Source organism: Rhodococcus sp. NPDC057297, from assembly GCF_042667435.1.
Taxonomy (GTDB): domain Bacteria; phylum Actinomycetota; class Actinomycetes; order Mycobacteriales; family Mycobacteriaceae; genus Rhodococcoides.
In genome coordinates this window covers 246,256-262,429 of record NZ_JBHUZE010000009.1, presented here as the reverse complement: position 1 = coordinate 262,429, position 16,174 = coordinate 246,256, and the positions used below count along the sequence as shown (strand labels likewise).

15 protein-coding genes are annotated in these 16,174 nt (G+C 62.5%); 6 read left to right on the top strand and 9 right to left on the bottom strand.

The window, feature by feature from the left end:
* Nucleotides 1–42 precede the first annotated feature (42 nt).
* The 9 genes from ACFULT_RS23145 to ACFULT_RS23105 form a co-directional block, all read right to left on the bottom strand.
* A complete protein-coding gene (locus tag ACFULT_RS23145) occupies nt 43–1,230 on the bottom strand; it encodes an NADP-dependent malic enzyme (protein ID WP_378482656.1) in 1,188 nt (395 codons plus the stop codon).
* Nucleotides 1,231–1,405: 175 nt separating this feature from the next.
* The gene (locus tag ACFULT_RS23140) at nt 1,406–2,002 is read right to left on the bottom strand and encodes a MarR family winged helix-turn-helix transcriptional regulator (protein WP_378482655.1); all 597 of its coding nucleotides are present in this window, start codon (nt 2,000–2,002) and stop codon (nt 1,406–1,408) included.
* Entirely contained in the window at nt 1,999–3,171 is a 1,173-nt protein-coding gene (locus tag ACFULT_RS23135; protein WP_378482654.1) for an alcohol dehydrogenase catalytic domain-containing protein, read from the bottom strand. The genes ACFULT_RS23140 and ACFULT_RS23135 overlap by 4 nt, the downstream gene beginning before the upstream one ends.
* A 53-nt stretch (nt 3,172–3,224) precedes the next feature.
* A complete protein-coding gene (locus ACFULT_RS23130) occupies nt 3,225–4,175 on the bottom strand; it encodes an SDR family NAD(P)-dependent oxidoreductase (protein WP_378482653.1) in 951 nt (316 codons plus the stop codon).
* A 139-nt stretch (nt 4,176–4,314) separates the two neighbouring features.
* Entirely contained in the window at nt 4,315–4,611 is a 297-nt protein-coding gene (locus ACFULT_RS23125) for a hypothetical protein (RefSeq protein WP_378482652.1), read from the bottom strand.
* A 5-nt stretch (nt 4,612–4,616) separates the two neighbouring features.
* Nucleotides 4,617–5,786 (bottom strand): NAD(P)/FAD-dependent oxidoreductase, encoded by a 1,170-nt coding sequence (locus ACFULT_RS23120; RefSeq protein WP_378482651.1) that lies wholly within the window; start codon nt 5,784–5,786, stop codon nt 4,617–4,619.
* The gene (locus tag ACFULT_RS23115) at nt 5,783–5,983 is read right to left on the bottom strand and encodes a ferredoxin (protein ID WP_378482650.1); all 201 of its coding nucleotides are present in this window, start codon (nt 5,981–5,983) and stop codon (nt 5,783–5,785) included. The genes ACFULT_RS23120 and ACFULT_RS23115 overlap by 4 nt, the downstream gene beginning before the upstream one ends.
* A 1-nt stretch (nt 5,984) precedes the next feature.
* Nucleotides 5,985–7,178: a cytochrome P450 gene (locus tag ACFULT_RS23110; protein ID WP_378482649.1), complete on the bottom strand. Its 1,194-nt coding sequence runs from the start codon at nt 7,176–7,178 to the stop codon at nt 5,985–5,987.
* 167 nt (nt 7,179–7,345) lie between these two features.
* Nucleotides 7,346–8,188, bottom strand: a complete 843-nt coding sequence (locus ACFULT_RS23105; RefSeq protein WP_378482648.1) for an IclR family transcriptional regulator — start codon at nt 8,186–8,188, stop codon at nt 7,346–7,348.
* Between the two features lie 202 nt (nt 8,189–8,390).
* Between ACFULT_RS23105 and ACFULT_RS23100 the strand changes: the two genes are divergently transcribed.
* The 6 genes from ACFULT_RS23100 to ACFULT_RS23075 all read left to right on the top strand — a co-directional run bounded on the left by ACFULT_RS23100 (nt 8,391) and on the right by ACFULT_RS23075 (nt 16,080).
* Entirely contained in the window at nt 8,391–9,071 is a 681-nt protein-coding gene (locus tag ACFULT_RS23100; protein WP_378482647.1) for a TetR/AcrR family transcriptional regulator, read from the top strand.
* Nucleotides 9,072–9,311: 240 nt separating this feature from the next.
* Nucleotides 9,312–10,916, top strand: a complete 1,605-nt coding sequence (gene mftG / locus ACFULT_RS23095) for a mycofactocin system GMC family oxidoreductase MftG (RefSeq protein ID WP_378482646.1) — start codon at nt 9,312–9,314, stop codon at nt 10,914–10,916.
* 30 nt (nt 10,917–10,946) lie between these two features.
* Nucleotides 10,947–12,785: a thiamine pyrophosphate-binding protein gene (locus ACFULT_RS23090; RefSeq protein WP_378482645.1), complete on the top strand. Its 1,839-nt coding sequence runs from the start codon at nt 10,947–10,949 to the stop codon at nt 12,783–12,785.
* Between the two features lie 26 nt (nt 12,786–12,811).
* Nucleotides 12,812–13,705 (top strand): sugar phosphate isomerase/epimerase family protein, encoded by an 894-nt coding sequence (locus tag ACFULT_RS23085; protein ID WP_378482644.1) that lies wholly within the window; start codon nt 12,812–12,814, stop codon nt 13,703–13,705.
* Nucleotides 13,706–13,714: 9 nt separating this feature from the next.
* Nucleotides 13,715–15,085: an MFS transporter gene (locus ACFULT_RS23080; protein ID WP_378482643.1), complete on the top strand. Its 1,371-nt coding sequence runs from the start codon at nt 13,715–13,717 to the stop codon at nt 15,083–15,085.
* The gene (locus tag ACFULT_RS23075; protein ID WP_378482642.1) at nt 15,082–16,080 is read left to right on the top strand and encodes a zinc-binding alcohol dehydrogenase; all 999 of its coding nucleotides are present in this window, start codon (nt 15,082–15,084) and stop codon (nt 16,078–16,080) included. Before ACFULT_RS23080 ends, ACFULT_RS23075 begins: the two co-directional genes overlap by 4 nt.
* The last annotated feature ends 94 nt before the right edge of the window (nt 16,081–16,174 follow it).

Here is a 16,174-nt window from a genome sequence, read left to right as displayed (position 1 = left end):
CGCGCAGTGGCAGTGAGCAACCGATCGAGTTCGACATCGGGCTCAGAGGGCTGCGGTGGCCGCGGCTGATGTGTTGGCCTCTTCGACCGCGGCCGCGACCGCTGGAACGACGCGCGGATCCAACGCGCTGGGCACGATCCGTTCTCGATCGAGGTCATTGTAGGCGATGTCGGCAATGGCCCGTGCAGCAGCGACCTTCATGGCCTCGGTGATCGCTGTGGCGCCGCCGTTCAGGGCTCCGAGGAATACGCCTGGAAATGCCAGCACGTTGTTGATCTGGTTGGGGAAATCACTGCGTCCGGTAGCGACGATTGCCGCATGCTTTCGTGCTACGTCCGGATGGATTTCCGGATCGGGGTTCGACAGAGCGAACACGACCGAATCCGCCGCCATGGTCGCCACCAATTCCTCGGATACGTGACCCGATGACAATCCCAGGAACACATCGCTGCCAGCCAGAGCTTCGGCGAGGCCACCGGTGATGTTCGTGGGGTTGGTACTTTGTGCGACGTGTCGTTTGATCGCGTTGAGATCGGTGCGGTCAGCGCTGACAATGCCCTTGGAGTCGACCACGATGATGTTCGAAACACCAGCAGCAAGAAGAATTTTCGTGCACGCTACCCCTGCTGCGCCCGCGCCGAAGACCACAACCCGCTGTCGGGTGAGATCTCGGTCCAGCACAGTCATGGCCCCGTAGAGGGCGGCCAGAACGACGATGGCGGTTCCGTGTTGGTCGTCATGCATGACTGGACAGTCGAGTGCCGCTACCAGTTTGGTTTCCAACTCGAAGCACCTCGGTGCGCTGACATCTTCGAGGTTGACTGCCCCGAAGCTGGGGCGCAGGCGAACGAGGGTTTCGACGATTTCGTCGACATCGGTGGTATCGAGAACGAGGGGGATGGAATCCAGTCCTGCAAATTCACGAAAGAGAGCGGCTTTTCCTTCCATGACCGGTAGCGAAGCGCGTGGGCCGATATCACCCAATCCCAGAACTGCGGTTCCATCGCTCACGACCACGACCAGTCGCGAACTCCAGGTGTAGCGGTTAGCGAGGGATGGGTCGGCCGCGATCGCGCGCGATACCTCGGCAACCCCGGGGGTGTAGGCAAGAGAAAGCGCGCGCTTACTGGTCAAGGGAATTCGGGACGACACGGTCAGTTTGCCGCCGTCGTGAGCTGCGAAGATTTCGTCGCGGGTCAATTCGATTCCGAGGGTGTGATCGAGGGGCATAGATATCCTTGTCGCGTCGAGATACAGAATTTTCGGTGTAGGTCGGGTCGAGCGGAATCGGGTCGGCTTCGCTCGACGAGGTGTGCGGGTTCGGTGCTGTCGGGCAACTGCCGCCGACGATGTGAGCCCTGTGCGTTGGTTTCCCGGTTCGACACAAAACGCCGGATCTGTCGTGTCACAGGAGTGGTCCGTGCGTTGCCACTGTTCGGCGGCGCTCGCCAGGGTTTGTGGGTCTGAGCTGCGGGCGCGTAGCGAGGGCACCGAAAAGCTCGGCCACTTCGGTGGTTTGAGCCTCGCTCAATCCGTCGAGCACGAGGGAACGAGCAACTCTCGAGTAAGCGGGCGCGGCCTGCTCGAGAAGGGCTGCGCCACGCGATGTTAGTGTCACGACCGACCCTCGGTTGCGGTGGGGACGGCGCACGGTCAGCCCGCGCCCTTCGAGCACCACCATGGTGTGCGACACGCGCGATGGGGACGCATCCAACGCAGTGGTGATGTCGATCTGACGCATGCTCTGCTCGGGCGCGGTCGACAGCGTGCACAAGATCGCGGACGCGAAATGGGTGAGGCCGACTGAGCCGAGACAATGTGTGTCCAGCGCACCGGGCATTCGGAACAGCAGCGCGACGAGACTGCGCCATGCTTCCTGCTGTGTGGCATCGAGCCACCGGTGATGGTCTCGATCACGCTCGGGATACGGCACTTCGTTCGGTGTCGGATTCGTGGTCGGCCCTGTGTCCCCTGGTGATGCCTTTCGGTCGACGGGAGTCATGTTGCGGCGGCACCGAAGGGCGCGATGACGACGTTGGTGAAGCCCCCGTCTCGATCACCTGCTGCCAGAGACGCCATGGCAGCATCGATGTCTCCGAGTCCGTGGATTCGATGTTGAAAGACTTCGAAGTCGACGAGTCCGGCCGCGGCGAGTTCGGACATCTCTTGGCCCTCCTCCGATGTGAACCAGAACGACCCGAGATACGTCTGGTTGCTGGTCATGATCCGAGGTGGGCTGATCGACACGTCATCGAGGATGCCGCCGATGTTGACGTGGACGCCACCTCGCGCCAATGCCGCTGCAGCAGCAGTGAATGCAGTCGCGGGGCTTCGTTCGGGCAGGGCGTCGACAACGACATCGGCGCCGTAACCGTCTGTCAGGCCGCGAGCCCACTGCTCGGTCGACCTTTCGTCGGTCGGGGTGTGCACATGGATACGGTCGGGTGCGAGTGCGCGCACACGGGAGAGGCGCTCGGCGTCGCGACCGACACCGAGGATCGTCGAACATCCCAGCGCCAACGCGAACAGTGTCGCGCCCAATCCGAGGGTGCCGGAGATTCCGTTGATCAAGACGGTGGTGTTCGGACCGACGGCGGCGCGACGCAACCCGCTGTACGCGGTACCCAGATAACCCCAGCGAGCACCGGTTTCGAAACTCACGTTGTCCGGCAGCTTCACGACGCTGTAGTGCGGCGCGACCATGTATTCCGCGTACCCGCCCTGGGGGTAGTCCGCGACCATCTCTGCCGACTTCGGACCGGTTCCGAAGTAACCGTTCAACGCTGCGTAGTCGCACGCAAGGGGCTGTCCTTTTCGGCAAGGTCTACAGTTTCCGCAATATCGAAGCGGATTGACGTACACCCGATCGCCGATGTCGATTCCGTGGACGGATTCCCCGACCTCGACAACGACCCCCGCAGGGTCCAGGCCGTAGACGGCCGGCAGAGGCGGCGCCTGCACCATCGGGGGTGGGTCGAGCTGATTGATCGTATTGGGAACCAAACCGCAGGCCCGGACCTTGATCAAGACCTCCGTCGCACGTGGTCGCGGTGTGTCGATGGTCTCGACGGTGAACGGGTCACCTACTTTGGTGTACACCGCCGCTCGCATGCGATCGGGAACTACCGGCGGCACGAGGGCGACAGCTGTTTCTGCTCTCGGAGTGGTCATGTGCTCTCCCTTGGTCGTGACATGCGCTTCCGATTCGATCGGGCTGCGGTTCGTCAAATTCGGCGGCCGCGTAGGTTGTACGGCTTGGGGGCGAAAGAAAGAGCACCCGGGGGCAACGCTCCGGGGTCCGGCACGTCCGCAGAATCAGTGCGATCGACGATCAGCTCGATGTCCGCACCTACATCTTCGAGTGAGAGTTCCGGGTTCGGCCGCGTACCGGTGGTGGTTGCAAAGAAAACTTCCTTCACTCCCCCTGCCTCGGTGTGCAGGATTTTTCCCGAATACGTGCAGTCTTCGTGGGCGAGCCATGCTGCTACGGGCGCGACGACCTCGGGAACGACACCGCGCTTTCGGGCACCTGTACTGAAGTCTTCGGACAGCATCGTCTGCCAGGCGAGGGTGTCCGCGTTGGGCATGATGGCATTGGCGCGAATTCCGTGTTCTGCGCCTTCGGCGGCGAGCGCGCGCGTGAGACCCACGACGCCGAGTTTGGCGGCGCTGTAGATCGATTGCTGCGGAAGCCCTTTGAATGCGACCGATGAACTAACATTTACCAGGCGTCCGTATCGGTTGGCCTTCATATGGGGCCATGCCGCTCGGCACATCCAGATGTGGCCCATCAGATGCACTCCCACCACTTGTTCGATGTCGTGATCGGAGATTTCGTCGAACATCGCGAACGGGGCGATACCGGCGTTGTTGATCACGATGTCGAGTCGCCCCCACCTGTCGAGCGCAGAACTCACCACGCGCGCAGCCCCATCGCGGTCGGCGACACTGTCGTAGTTCGCGACCGCCTCACCGCCTGCCGCGTGGATGTCCGCGACGACTTCGTCGGGGCCGGAGCCGATCCGTCCGCGGCCGTCGGGTCCGACTCCCAAGTCGTTGACCACGACCTTCGCTCCGCGTGACGCCAAGAGCAGCGCGTAGGCCCGCCCGAGTCCGGGATTTCCGCCGGCGCCTGTGATCACCGCGACGCGGCCACTGAAGTCGAGTTCGTTCATGTTGTCCGTTCATTGGGGCGAGGGCGACGTGGCGACCTGTCCGACGTCTATCGAGCACGCCGAAACCCACCCCGTGGCAGGGGTGCGGAGTTTCGACTTTCATCGTTCGGTAGCACGCTTTCTCAGCGCGAGGCTGTGGTCACAACAACGCTGAGTGGCTATCGGTGCGTGTGCGACGGGGAGGACGGTGGGCGGAGAGCACATGGTTGGAGTGGTGTGCGAACCGCCGACACTGATTGAGAACGGTGTTTCGCTGAGCTTCGCTGAGGTCGTATGCCCCGGGTTCGGACAAGGCTGCCACGACACGGATCGAGAACTCCGGCGGTGAGATCCCGAATTCGACGAAGATGTCCCCGGATGCGCATCCCCCGTAGGGTGCCCACCGCGCAGCGAACGTCACCATCTGTTGCAGTTCGTCCACGGGACGGGCGGACATCGACCTCACTGCGCACCGACCGCAGCTTCGTCGGCAAGTCGGCGGAGTTTGACGACCGGCATTTTGCGATTGACGGTGGCGGCCGCAGCCACACGACCGGTCGTCGACGACGTCCATTGGAGCACCATCGAGTTGTTCTCGGCGTTCTGTTCGAGAATCGATGGGGTGTCGTCCGTGGGAATCAGCCCGCACACCTTGATCTGCAAATCGAACGCTTCGGTCCAGAAGTAGTGGTCCGGTTCGGCAATGGGGGCATCGTCGCCGTGAAGGAGGGCGAGAGCTGCACTTCGTGCTTGCCGAACAGCGTTGTTCCAGTGCGGAAGTCGATTCACAACACCGTTGTGGTCGCGGATGGCGGCGACATCCCCGGCTGCTGTGATGTCTCGGGTCGCTCTGCAGTGTTGGTCGACCACAAGTGGGCCCACACTCGCCAGCGAGCTGCCCGCGAGCCACTCCGAATTGGGAATGTCTCCCACAGCCGAGACGACAACGTCGGCCTCGACGGTCCGATCTCCGAAGCGGACACTACTAACAATGTCCTCACCGAGGAGTTCGACTCCGTTTGCTGCGACCTCGAACTGCACACCGGCCGCGCGTGCCTGCGCGACGACGACCGCGGAGAGCCAACTGCCGAGCAGTCGGCGCAGAGGAGGATCACGGTCGATGACGGTGACATCGAGTCCGAGCTTGATGCAGGTCGAGGCGATCTCCATCCCCAGAAACCCTGCGCCGACGACTACGACCGAACGTGCCGTGCGCAGCTGCGGCGACAGGGCACGCACATCGTCCATGTCGCGAATGACGTGTTCGCCGCGTTGCGTCGGTCTCGATAGTCGTCGAGCACGGGCCCCTGTTGCAATGACCAGTCCGTCGTAGCGCACTGTCTGCCCACCCTCGAGATGGACCAGCTTGCTCTCATCGTCCAACGCGATTGCTCGGCTGTGCAGTCGAATGTCGAAGTCGTCGGCGGTTACTGGGAGAGCGCAAGTTTCGTGCCCGGCTACCCCGGACAGAATGGCTTTCGACAGTGGTACCCGAGAATAGGGTGCGCACGCTTCTGCGGAGAGCATCGTGATCTCACCGTCGAAGCCTTCGGCTCGGAGGACCTGCGCGGACGTCACCGCTGCGATGGAGCCTCCGACGATGACGATGTTTTCGCGTTCGATGCGGGTCACTGATCACCGACCACGCGCAGTGCCGCTACGGGGCACACCCTCGCTCCGGCTTCGGCGGCTTTGGTCAACGACTCCGGCAGCGAACCAGCCAGGACGTCGAGCTCTCCTTCGTCGTCAAGGTGATACACGGCCGGAGCGATCTGCTCGCACGTGCCGTGGCCTTCGCACTTGTCTCGGTCCAGTTCGATGTAACTCATGTCAATTCCTTAGTGCGTTCAGCTGCAATGGCAGTCGGCTGATCCCCGCGAATCCGGGGACGTGGGATTGCCCTTCGATCTCGCCGACGAGATCGAGTGATTCCACCCGATTGAGCAGTGAGGTGATCAAGGCTTTGGCCTCGAGACGTGCCAGCCCCTGTCCTGCACAAGCGTGGGTGGCGTAACCGAGAGCGAGGTGATCGACGGGGTTACGGCGGATATCGAAAGTATCCGGATTCTCGTAATGCCGAGGATCTCGGTTGGCGGCGCCGGTGCCGAGGATGATGCGCCGGTTCGCCGGAAGGACTTGGCCCCCCATCTCGACATCGCGGGTGGTGACGCGATACGACAGCTGAACCGGTGAACCCAGTCTGACGGTTTCCTCGAAACCACTGCCGATCAGGGTCGGATCCTCTTTCAACGCTGCCCATGCAGAGGGATTCTCGACGAGATTCTTCAAATAGAAGCCCAGTGTGTGCACAGTGGTGTCCATGCCTGCGATGAGGTACGCGCTCATGAGCGGGACCGCGTGTTCCTGTTGGATGCGTCCGTCGTCGACGGCATCGAGGATGGCAGTGCCCCAGCTGTCGGGTTGAAGGACATCGCGGCTTGTGACGTGGTTCATGTACCCGACGAATTCTTCGATGGCGGGCATCTTCGCCAGCAGTCGCTCGTCGTACGGGCCGAAGGTGCAGAACATGGCTTCGGCGCCGGGGAGGAGAATTTCGCGGCCTTCGACCGGGAGTCCGATGAGGTCGGCGACGATGTCGACCGGAAGGCGTTTGCACAGCCCGTCCATGGCCTCGATAGTTCCGGCCTCCACGGCTTCGGAGACAAGCAGGTCCGCGCGTTCGGTGATGTGCGCGTTCAACTTTCGTAGCGCGCGCGGAGCCAGTTTGTCACTGAGGACCCCACGAAGATTGTCGTGCAGCGGAGGGTCCGTGGTCAGCGGAGTCTCCCCCAGCATCGCGCTCATCTCGTCGCTGTACACCGTGCCTTTGGCGGAGGTGAAGCTCTCCCAATCCGAGAGCGTGTCGCGCACCTCTTCGTAGCGGGTGATGAGCCAGGTGTCCCTGCTGGACAGATAGACGACACTGCCGAGCTCGCGAATGGTGGTCCAGACGGGGTTGGGATCACGAAGGGTGGCATCGCCGAAAATGTCGATGTCGGTCTGCGGCAGATCGGCCAGAGTCATTGCGGCTCCTCGAAATACGGATGGTCACCGATGTGGTCGGGACGCGGAAATCACCTCGAAGTCGGGTGGCTGACACCAGATTGCAGTATGGGGCAGCTCACAGTGGTCTCAATTCCGCTGAGTGGACAACTTTATAAGAGATTCTGCTATCCGACCTGATGTCGCACTCACGGACCTGGTGATCGGCCGGCCAGTCGCGGCGCGCTGATCGTGGGAATGGTGCGCTGGTGGGCCATTGTTGACGAGATTGCAGCAGCGGTGGCAGTAACTGATTGACTCCATCGTCTCGGGGGTCCGTCGCCGGCTGGTGTCACGACCGATATGGCGCCCAGCGCGGTATGACCTGGGCCGGTGATCGCTGCGGCACAGGACACGACGCCGACCGACAACTCCTCGGTGGACGTGGCGAATCCGCGGTCCCGAGTCAGGGCCAATTCTTTGAATAAGACACGCGCGTTGGTCGAGGTGTGTGCGGTGTAGGCGGCTAGTTGTCCGCTGAGATACGTGCCCTGGAAGTCTGGTGACGCAGCCGCCAGCAGTGCTTTTCCCACGGCACTTGCGTGGAGCGGTAACCGGCCTCCGGGTCGGCCGATCGTGGGTACAGCGTGCGGACTGGAGATTTTTTCGATCAACAGTGCATCGCTGCCGTCGAGCAAGGCCAGCTGAACATGGTGGCGACTGGAATCGAACAAGTCCTGCATGAAGGGCATCGCGGTCTCTCTCAAGTCGCAGCTTCGGCGGGACCGCGCGCCGATCTCCCACAGATGCAGACCGACCGCATAGTCGCCGTCCTCGGTTCTCTCCAAGCCGCCCCAGGCAACCAGTTCGCCCGCAAGGCGGTGCACGGTGGCGTGTGGTAGATCGCAAGCACGCGCGAGATCGGACAGACTCATCGCCACCCGATTACCACCGAACGCGTCCAGGATCCGAGTTGCCTTGGCCAACACGCTCTTCGCGGAACTGACGTTGTTTCCCGACACGACCTTGCCTGCTCTTTGACTATTGGTCAATCTTGCCTATGGTGCGAGCCTACTCGCTTGATCCGCTGAGCGGACACGATCGAGGGGCGGAAAAAGAGCGAAACAACCCCTTGGCTTATCAGCATCTCTGATATACGGTGACGTGACACACAGCGGACGAGATCAGGAGGTGGCAATGAGACGGCCCGAACCGCATCTCTCGCTCGACCCACGACGGAAGTAGTCTCCAGGAATGGCTCCGAAGAAGGACGCACGCGGAAAACGAGACTCGGCCCGCCGGCAACACATACTCGACGCGGCTCTGGCCTTGTTCTCCGCCAACGCCTACGAAGACGTCTCGGTCGACGACGTGTGCGAAAGCGCCGGAGTGGCACACGGGCTTATCTCGTACTACTTCGGGAACAAGCGCGGACTGTTCGCTGCGGCCGTGGACCAGGCCTGGAAAGAGTTGGTGGACTTCGAACGACCCACGGAGGTCGAACGGACACCGTCCGAACGTATTCACGGCTTCATCAGACGGCACTTCCAGTACGTGTGCGAGCATCCGACCAGATTTGCCACCTTGATGCGTACCGGTCATGCCGATCGTGAGGTGTACGAGATCGTCATCAACGCACGTGGGCAGGCGTTGAACGACCTACAGCTGAGTTTGGGTTGTCCCGCGAACCCGCCTCCGCACCTACGGGCCACGCTGCGAGCGTGGATGGGGTACCTGGACAACATGACACTCGACTGGGCCTTCCATCGGGACCTGGACCTAAATTTCGTCACAGACTTGTGCGTACAAGCTCTCGTCGGCGCAGTTCGGGCCTCGGGAGGCCAAACTTTCGACACGGCAGAGGAATTGGACGCCCTCGGTAAAGTCGTGACGGCATCACCTGTCCTGGCGGAAGCTGCTCTAACCCTCCGCTGACGTACCACCCATGAAGTAACAGTGCTCGTTCGGTCCAGGCTGGACGACGCGAGTAAATCGTTGCTACGCCCCGGATCGACAGCGCTTAAGCGCTGCCTGGTCCAGCCTCGATACTCCAGTTCGACTCGATTGCCCACATCGCCGGAAAGTCCCGGGGTAATCGCATCTCAGCAAGTTTGACTATCAGTCAAACTAGGCATATTTTGTGACTAGCGTCACCGTGCACGACAGGAGAAACCAATGGAATACGACGTCATAGTCGTGGGATCAGGATCGACCGGCTCGGTCCTCGCCGCTCGCCTGAGCGAAAAAGAAACCCGCTCGGTCCTGCTCGTCGAAGCCGGCGAGATGTATCAACAGTTGTCCGACATGCCAGAGGACATCCTCGACCCATCGAACATGTCCACCTCGATGCCCGGAAACAAGAGCTCGTGGAGTCTGCTCGGAACTCTCATTCCTGGTGTCTCCGTGCCGGTTCCACGCGGAAAGGGCATGGGCGGTTCCAGTGCCATCAACGGCGGATACTGGGAACGTGCCCCACGATCGAACTTCGACGATTGGGTGGGACTGGGCAACGACGAATGGTCCTACGACAAGGTTCTCCCGCACTACATCCGGAGTGAGAACGATCACGACTTCGACGGAGACCTGCACGGCAAGTCGGGGCCGATCAACGTCCATCGCGAAAACCCGGATCGCGCACCGGAATTCACAGCCGCCTTCACAGAGGCGTGCACGAAGATGGGGTTCCGTGAAGATCCGGACAAGAACGGTGACGGTCAGGGCGGAGTCGGACCCGTTCCATTGAACGTGTGGGACGGCAAACGTCAGAGTTCAGGGCTTGCCTATCTCCTGCCCGCGCTGGGTCGGCCCAACCTGCACGTGGTCGGCAAGGCTCAGGCGCGCCGGGTCCTCTTCGAGGGAACTCGTTGCATCGGAGTGGAAGCCGACGTCGCCGGAAAAATCACAACATTCCGCGGCAAGGAGGTCGTGCTGTCGACGGGTGCGCTGCGGTCACCGCAACTGCTGCTGCTGTCCGGTATCGGCCCCGCAGCACACCTGCGTGAGCACGGCATCGACGTCGTCCAGCACCTCCCCGGTGTCGGTCAGAACCTCACCGACCACCCCGAGCTCAGCGTGAAGTGGGAATTCGACGGCAAGTGCACCCAGAGCCCCGGTCGAGGCGTGCTGACCAGCGCCTTGAACTGGACTGCCGAAAACTCCTCGCACGCAGACGATCTGGAGCTTCTCCCCTTCGTCATCTCGTCCGGTGACATGATGCGAGTGACCACGATGGCGAAGAATCCGAAGCAGGCCTTGAGTGCACTGCGCAAGACGTCCACCAAGTTCATGGTCGATCAGGCACTGAACTTGAGGAGACCGTTCACAGTCGTCGGTCTGCAGCAGGAAGACAGCCGCGGCACCGTCGAACTCGACTCCTCGGACCCCACGAAACAGCCGAAGATCAACTGGAACCTGATGGCCGAGGAAAGCGACCGCGTTCGCTTCCGTGAGGGAATCAGAGTGGTCTCCGAGCTGTACGGTAGCGACGCCATGCGCGCCATCGGCGGCAAGATGACCAACCTCGACAAGTCGGACCTCGCCGACAACAAGAGCATCGACGCGTGGGCCCGCAGCCACATCTTCGCCGTCGGACATCCGTCCTGCACCTGCCGAATGGGCGCAGACCCAGACGACGGCGCGGTCGTCGACCAGTTCGGACGCGTGCACGGTGTCGAAGGACTCCGCGTCGCCGACACCTCCATCTTCCCGAAGATCACCAGCCGAGGACCCAACGCCACCGCAGTCATGGTCGGCGAACGACTCGTCGAATTCTTCGACTGACCAAAACGAGAAACGGAGAACAACGAACACATGAGTACAGACCAGACAGTCGAACCCGACACCACCAATCAGACCCCGGACGAAGTGCCCGGCGCCCCCGATGCGGCACCCAGCGAGATCCGCCGCGAAGGATCCGACGCCATCGCCGACTCACTGGTTGCATCCGGTGTGGAGATGATCTTCGGATACACCGGCGGTTCCGTTCCCGCCCTGGCACGCAGCCTGTTCGCGGAAGAGAAGCTGAAGGAATTCGGCGGACGTACCGAGCTCACCGCGGCCTGGATGTCCTACGGCTACAACCGAGTCAAGCGGCGCGCCGCATCAGCGGTCGTCAGCTGGGCCGTCGGAGCACTGCACGTCGCCCCGGCCGTCTACGGCGCAAAGCTCGACGGAACACCGCTGCTGGTGCTGGTGATGAACAACCCGCCGGCTTACGAAGCTCGCGATCCGCTACAGGACGCAGTCGAGGTCTACCCCTCGCTCAAGCCGATCTCGAAGTACATCAAGAAGGTCTCCGATGCAGGTGACCTCCCGGTCATCGTCCGGCAAGCAGTCAAGGAAGCCAGCACCGGCCGATTCGGCCCGTCGGTCCTCGATCTCGCGCAGACCGCGATGTACCAGACCACGAACATGGCAGTCGAGGAGCTCCACCTGCCGCATCCGCCGGCCGCTCGGGCCGACGATGTTGCCGCTACCTTCAAGCTGCTCCTCAAAGCAGAGCGACCAGTCCTCTATGTCGGTGCCGGCGTGCACATCTCCGATGCTGCCGAGGAACTTCGGGAATTGGCCGAACTGCTCAACATTCCGGTTGTCTCGACCTCATGGGGCGGCCGTGGACTGCTCCCCGACGCGCACCCGTTGTACGCCGGAGCGTCGGGCAACTTCGGGTGGCGCAGCGCGAACGACACACTGCAGCGATCCGACCTCTGGCTCGCGATCGGAACGTCGTTCTCACAGATGAGCACAGGATCCTGGTCGCTCAAGAAGCCGGAGACGGTAGTCCACGTCGACGTCGACCAACGAGAGATCGCAAAGATCTTCCAGCCGACCCTGGGGTTGGCGGCGGATGCGAAAGAGTTCATCACGCAGTTGCTCGACCTGGCGAAGCGCTCGCTGTCGGGATCGGCGTCGAACGGCGTGGTTGCAGCGGACACCACCGCATGGCGCGAGGAAGTCACCGGCATCAAAGCCGAATGGCTCGAAGAAATGGCGTCCTGGTACAACGGCACCGAGGTGCCGATCAACCAGTACTTCTTGATCAAGACACTCTCCGACCATCTCCCCGAAGACACTCTTGTCGTGGCCGACTCGGGTGGCAACGCGTTCGGGATGTACCGCGCCTTCGAGTACAAGACCGTCACACCGCTGGCCACGGGCGGGCGTTACATGTCGCTCGGTGCGGGACTGCCGGTGGCGATGGGCGCCAAGCTCGCCGATCCGTCGCGCACAGTGGTCAGCTACCACGGTGATGGTGGTCTGTACTACGACTTCGCCGAGCTCTCGAACCTCACTCAGCGCAACCTCAAGATCATCGTCATCATCGACAACAACCACTGCTTGCTCGCCAACCGGGCATCGGCGAAAGCGTCCGGTATCGACAACCCGTGGGTCGATCTGCCGCAGACGACCGACTTCGTGACAGTGGCCAAAGGCATGGGTGTCGACGGCGAACGCGTGGAAACCCCCGACCAGATCGTGCCCGCCCTGCAACGTGCACTCGACGCCGAAGGAAGCTACGTCCTCGACGTCCACACCGAGCCAGGCCTACGCATCATGCGTGCCCTGAGCGGCATCATCCCGATCGTCGGCGACAGGACACCGAAGAAGGGCCACCTCACCGACGTCATCGAAGGCTCCTGGCCCAGCTGATCCGAATCACCGAAAAGGACAAGCCCGTGTCGTTCACCCAGAGATACACAGCGCACCTCGGCTACGCCCCTCCTGCCCTGCGGCCGCAGTTCTCCGAGACCGTCGGATCCACGGATCCCGTCGATCTCATCGCCCACGCAGCGAGAATCGGTATGGCAGGGGTGTTCGATCCCTGGGCGACGCGCCGTGAAGAGCGCGAAATCGCCGAGATGGCAGCGGCGTTGAGCGACACGGGCTTGTCCTGCAGCAGCATCGTCAGCGTCCCCCTCGAATACATCAGCGCTCCCCTATGGACCGATCGAAGTCCAGCCGGACGCAGTGCACTCGAAGGGCACGTGCGCGCCGCTGCGACAACCGCGCGCACGCTGAGCAGCTCTCAACTGGCTGTTCTCGTCGCCGCCGATCCCGACCGCTCGGCCGACCGTCAGGTGGCGGACGCCGCAGCCAACCTCCGCGAGATGAGCATTCTCGCAGCCGACTTCGGAGCAGAGTTGGCCATCGAACCGATGGTCGCACTCCCGAACATGCTGCTGCGCAACATCACCGACGCCGTCGATATCGTGAAAGCCGCGGACACGACCGGAGTCGGCATCATCTTCGACACCGCACACGTCTCGGTCACCGACGGAGACCTGATGACTGCGCTGAATGCAGCCCGCGGTCACATCACGTCACTACAAGTAGTGGACATGCCCGGTCGAATCGAGCCGGGCGCCGGCCACCTCCCGATCGTGGAGTTGCTGACCGCAGCCCTTACTTCCGGCTACACCGGACTCATCGACCTCGAACACTATTGGCTCGAATCCACTCCCGCCGGTGAACAAACCGGCCTCGAACGCTTGCGCCAGTTCGACGCGCACGTCGCCGACGCCGTTCGCAGCACGACGAACACCCCCACCCCACTCACCGAACACATCTAGGAGACACACATGGCGGTCGAGGAAGGCCCGGTCCTGGGACGTCCCACACGGTCGAGTTCCGAAGAGAACAACGATCCGTCACCTCCGAGCGAGGTCCGGCGCGTCACCATCTCCACCTACGCCGGCAACACGATCGAGTACTACGACTTCATCTTGTACGGATCCGCTGCCGCACTCATCTTCGGCCCCTTGTTCTTCTCAAATCTCTCCCCCACGATGGCCACCATCGCCTCCTTCAGCACCCTGGCAACCGGATACCTGTGCCGGCCGCTCGGTGGGTTGCTCTTCGGATACCTGGGAGACAAGCACGGCCGCAAGCCCACCCTTCTGGCGACGATGGTTCTCATGGGGTTCGCGACCGGACTGATCGGATTGCTCCCGACGACGGCCCAGGTGGGAGTCTGGGCACCGATCATGTTGATCGTCCTGCGTCTGACCCAGGGGATTGCGGTGGGCGGCGAATGGGGCGGAGCAGCGTTGATGACCGCCGAGCACGCGCCACCGGCGCGTCGAGGCTGGATCACCGCTATCGGGCAGGCAGGTCAACCCAGCGGTGGAGCTTTGGCGATGGCAGCGATGGCGTTGGTGGCGCTGCTGCCGAGCGAGCAGCTGCTGTCCTGGGGGTGGCGTATCCCGTTCTTGGCCAGCTTCGTTCTGTTGTTGATCGCGCTGTACATACGCCTCAAGATCAGCGAAAGTCCATTGTTCGAAGAATTGCAGCGCGCCGAAAATGCACAGCGCAAGCGCCGACGCCCGGTAGCAGACCTCTTCAAGGACCACCGCGGAGCACTTCTTCAAGGCATCCTTGTGTCTATCCCGCCGAGCCTCATGGTCACCCTGGTGAGCAGCTTCTGCGTTTCGTACGCAGTGAACGCCGGGCACTCCCGTTCGACTGTTCTCGCAGCGGTGGGCGTTGCGTTTGCCACGGCGATCCCCACCAATCCCATCTACGGACTGCTCTCCGACCGACTCGGACGCAGACCGGTCTACGCGGCAGGGACGCTCGCAGTCGCAGTGCTGGTCTTCCCGCTGTTCTGGGCAATCGATTCCGGGTCCACGTTCTGGCTCTTCACCGCCTTCATCGTGGCCTATTCTCTGGTCGCTCCCGCGATCGGAGCCGGGCTCGCTGCAATCCTGAGCGAAATGTTCAGCACGCCGGTGCGCTACACAGGCGTGTCCATGTCGTTCCAGATCGCCGCGATCATCTCCGGACTCTTCCCGGTGATCGCAACCTCTCTGTTGGTGGTGGGCGATGAAAGCCCGGTCTGGGTAGCGACCTTCGTCGTCGTCATCGCCCTGATCAGCACGGTGATCGTCAGCAAGATCCGCGAATCGAGTGGATCGCGGTTGACTCTCGATTCCACGGAGGTAACACGATGAGTGAATCGGCAGTCTGGTTCGCCGGGCCTCGAAAAGCAGAGCTCCGACCCGCGGAGGCCCTTCCTCCAGGACCCGGTCAAATTCAGGTCAAAAGCCTGTGCGCAGCCATCAGCGCCGGCAGCGAGATGAACCTCTACAAGGGTGAAGGTGACCTACCCAGCCTCGACGCCTTCCCCACCGCAGAGGGCCAACTCCCGTTTCCGGTGAAGTTCGGCTACCAAGAAGTAGGAGTGGTCGAGGCCGTCGGCGAGGGCGCGGATTACGAAGTCGGAGAACGAGTTTTCTGCTTCCACCCACACCAGACCCGGTTCACCCTGGATGCAAACCTGGTGTGGCGCATCCCCCCCGAGGTCGATCCACATCGGGCCGCATTCGCGGGACTGTTCGGCGTCGCACTCAACGCCTGCATCACCACACCCCCGCTGACCGGCGACTGCGTGGTGGTCTCCGGGCTCGGTGCAATCGGCACCTTCGCCGCATACATCGCTCGGCTCACCGCTAGCACTCTGGTGCTCATCGAACCGTCCGCCTCTCGCCGAGACCGCAGTAAATGGATCGGTGCCGATGCCGTCGTTGCTCCCGGTGACGCGGCGGCTGCAGTAGACGAGTTGTCGAAGGGGCGGGGCGCGGACCTGTGCATCGAAGCCAGCGGCGCACCCCCGGCGCTGCAGTCGGCCATCGAACTCACCGGCGTCGAAGGCACCGTCACGGTGGCATCGTGGTACGGCAGCAGGCCCGTACCGCTCGCACTGTCCCGCGAGTTCCATCTACGCAGACAACGCATCGTCAGTACCGGCCCGACCGTACCCGCTCACCTGACCGCGCGATGGGACCGAACCCGTATGCGCGGCGTGTCGTTCGAGCACCTGGGCCGCATCGACGTCGACAGCCACATCATCACCCACCGTGTTCCGTTCGAGCAGGCACCGCAGGCCTACGCCCTGCTCGACGACCCGGCGGCAAACACTCTCGGTGTACTTCTCGAGCACACCTGACCATGTGCCCGGCGCGCCGGCGTACCCGTTCGCGTGCTGCCCACCCGAGCGGTACGCCGGCGCAACCCCCCAGCCGCACCACCAGTGTGGCACC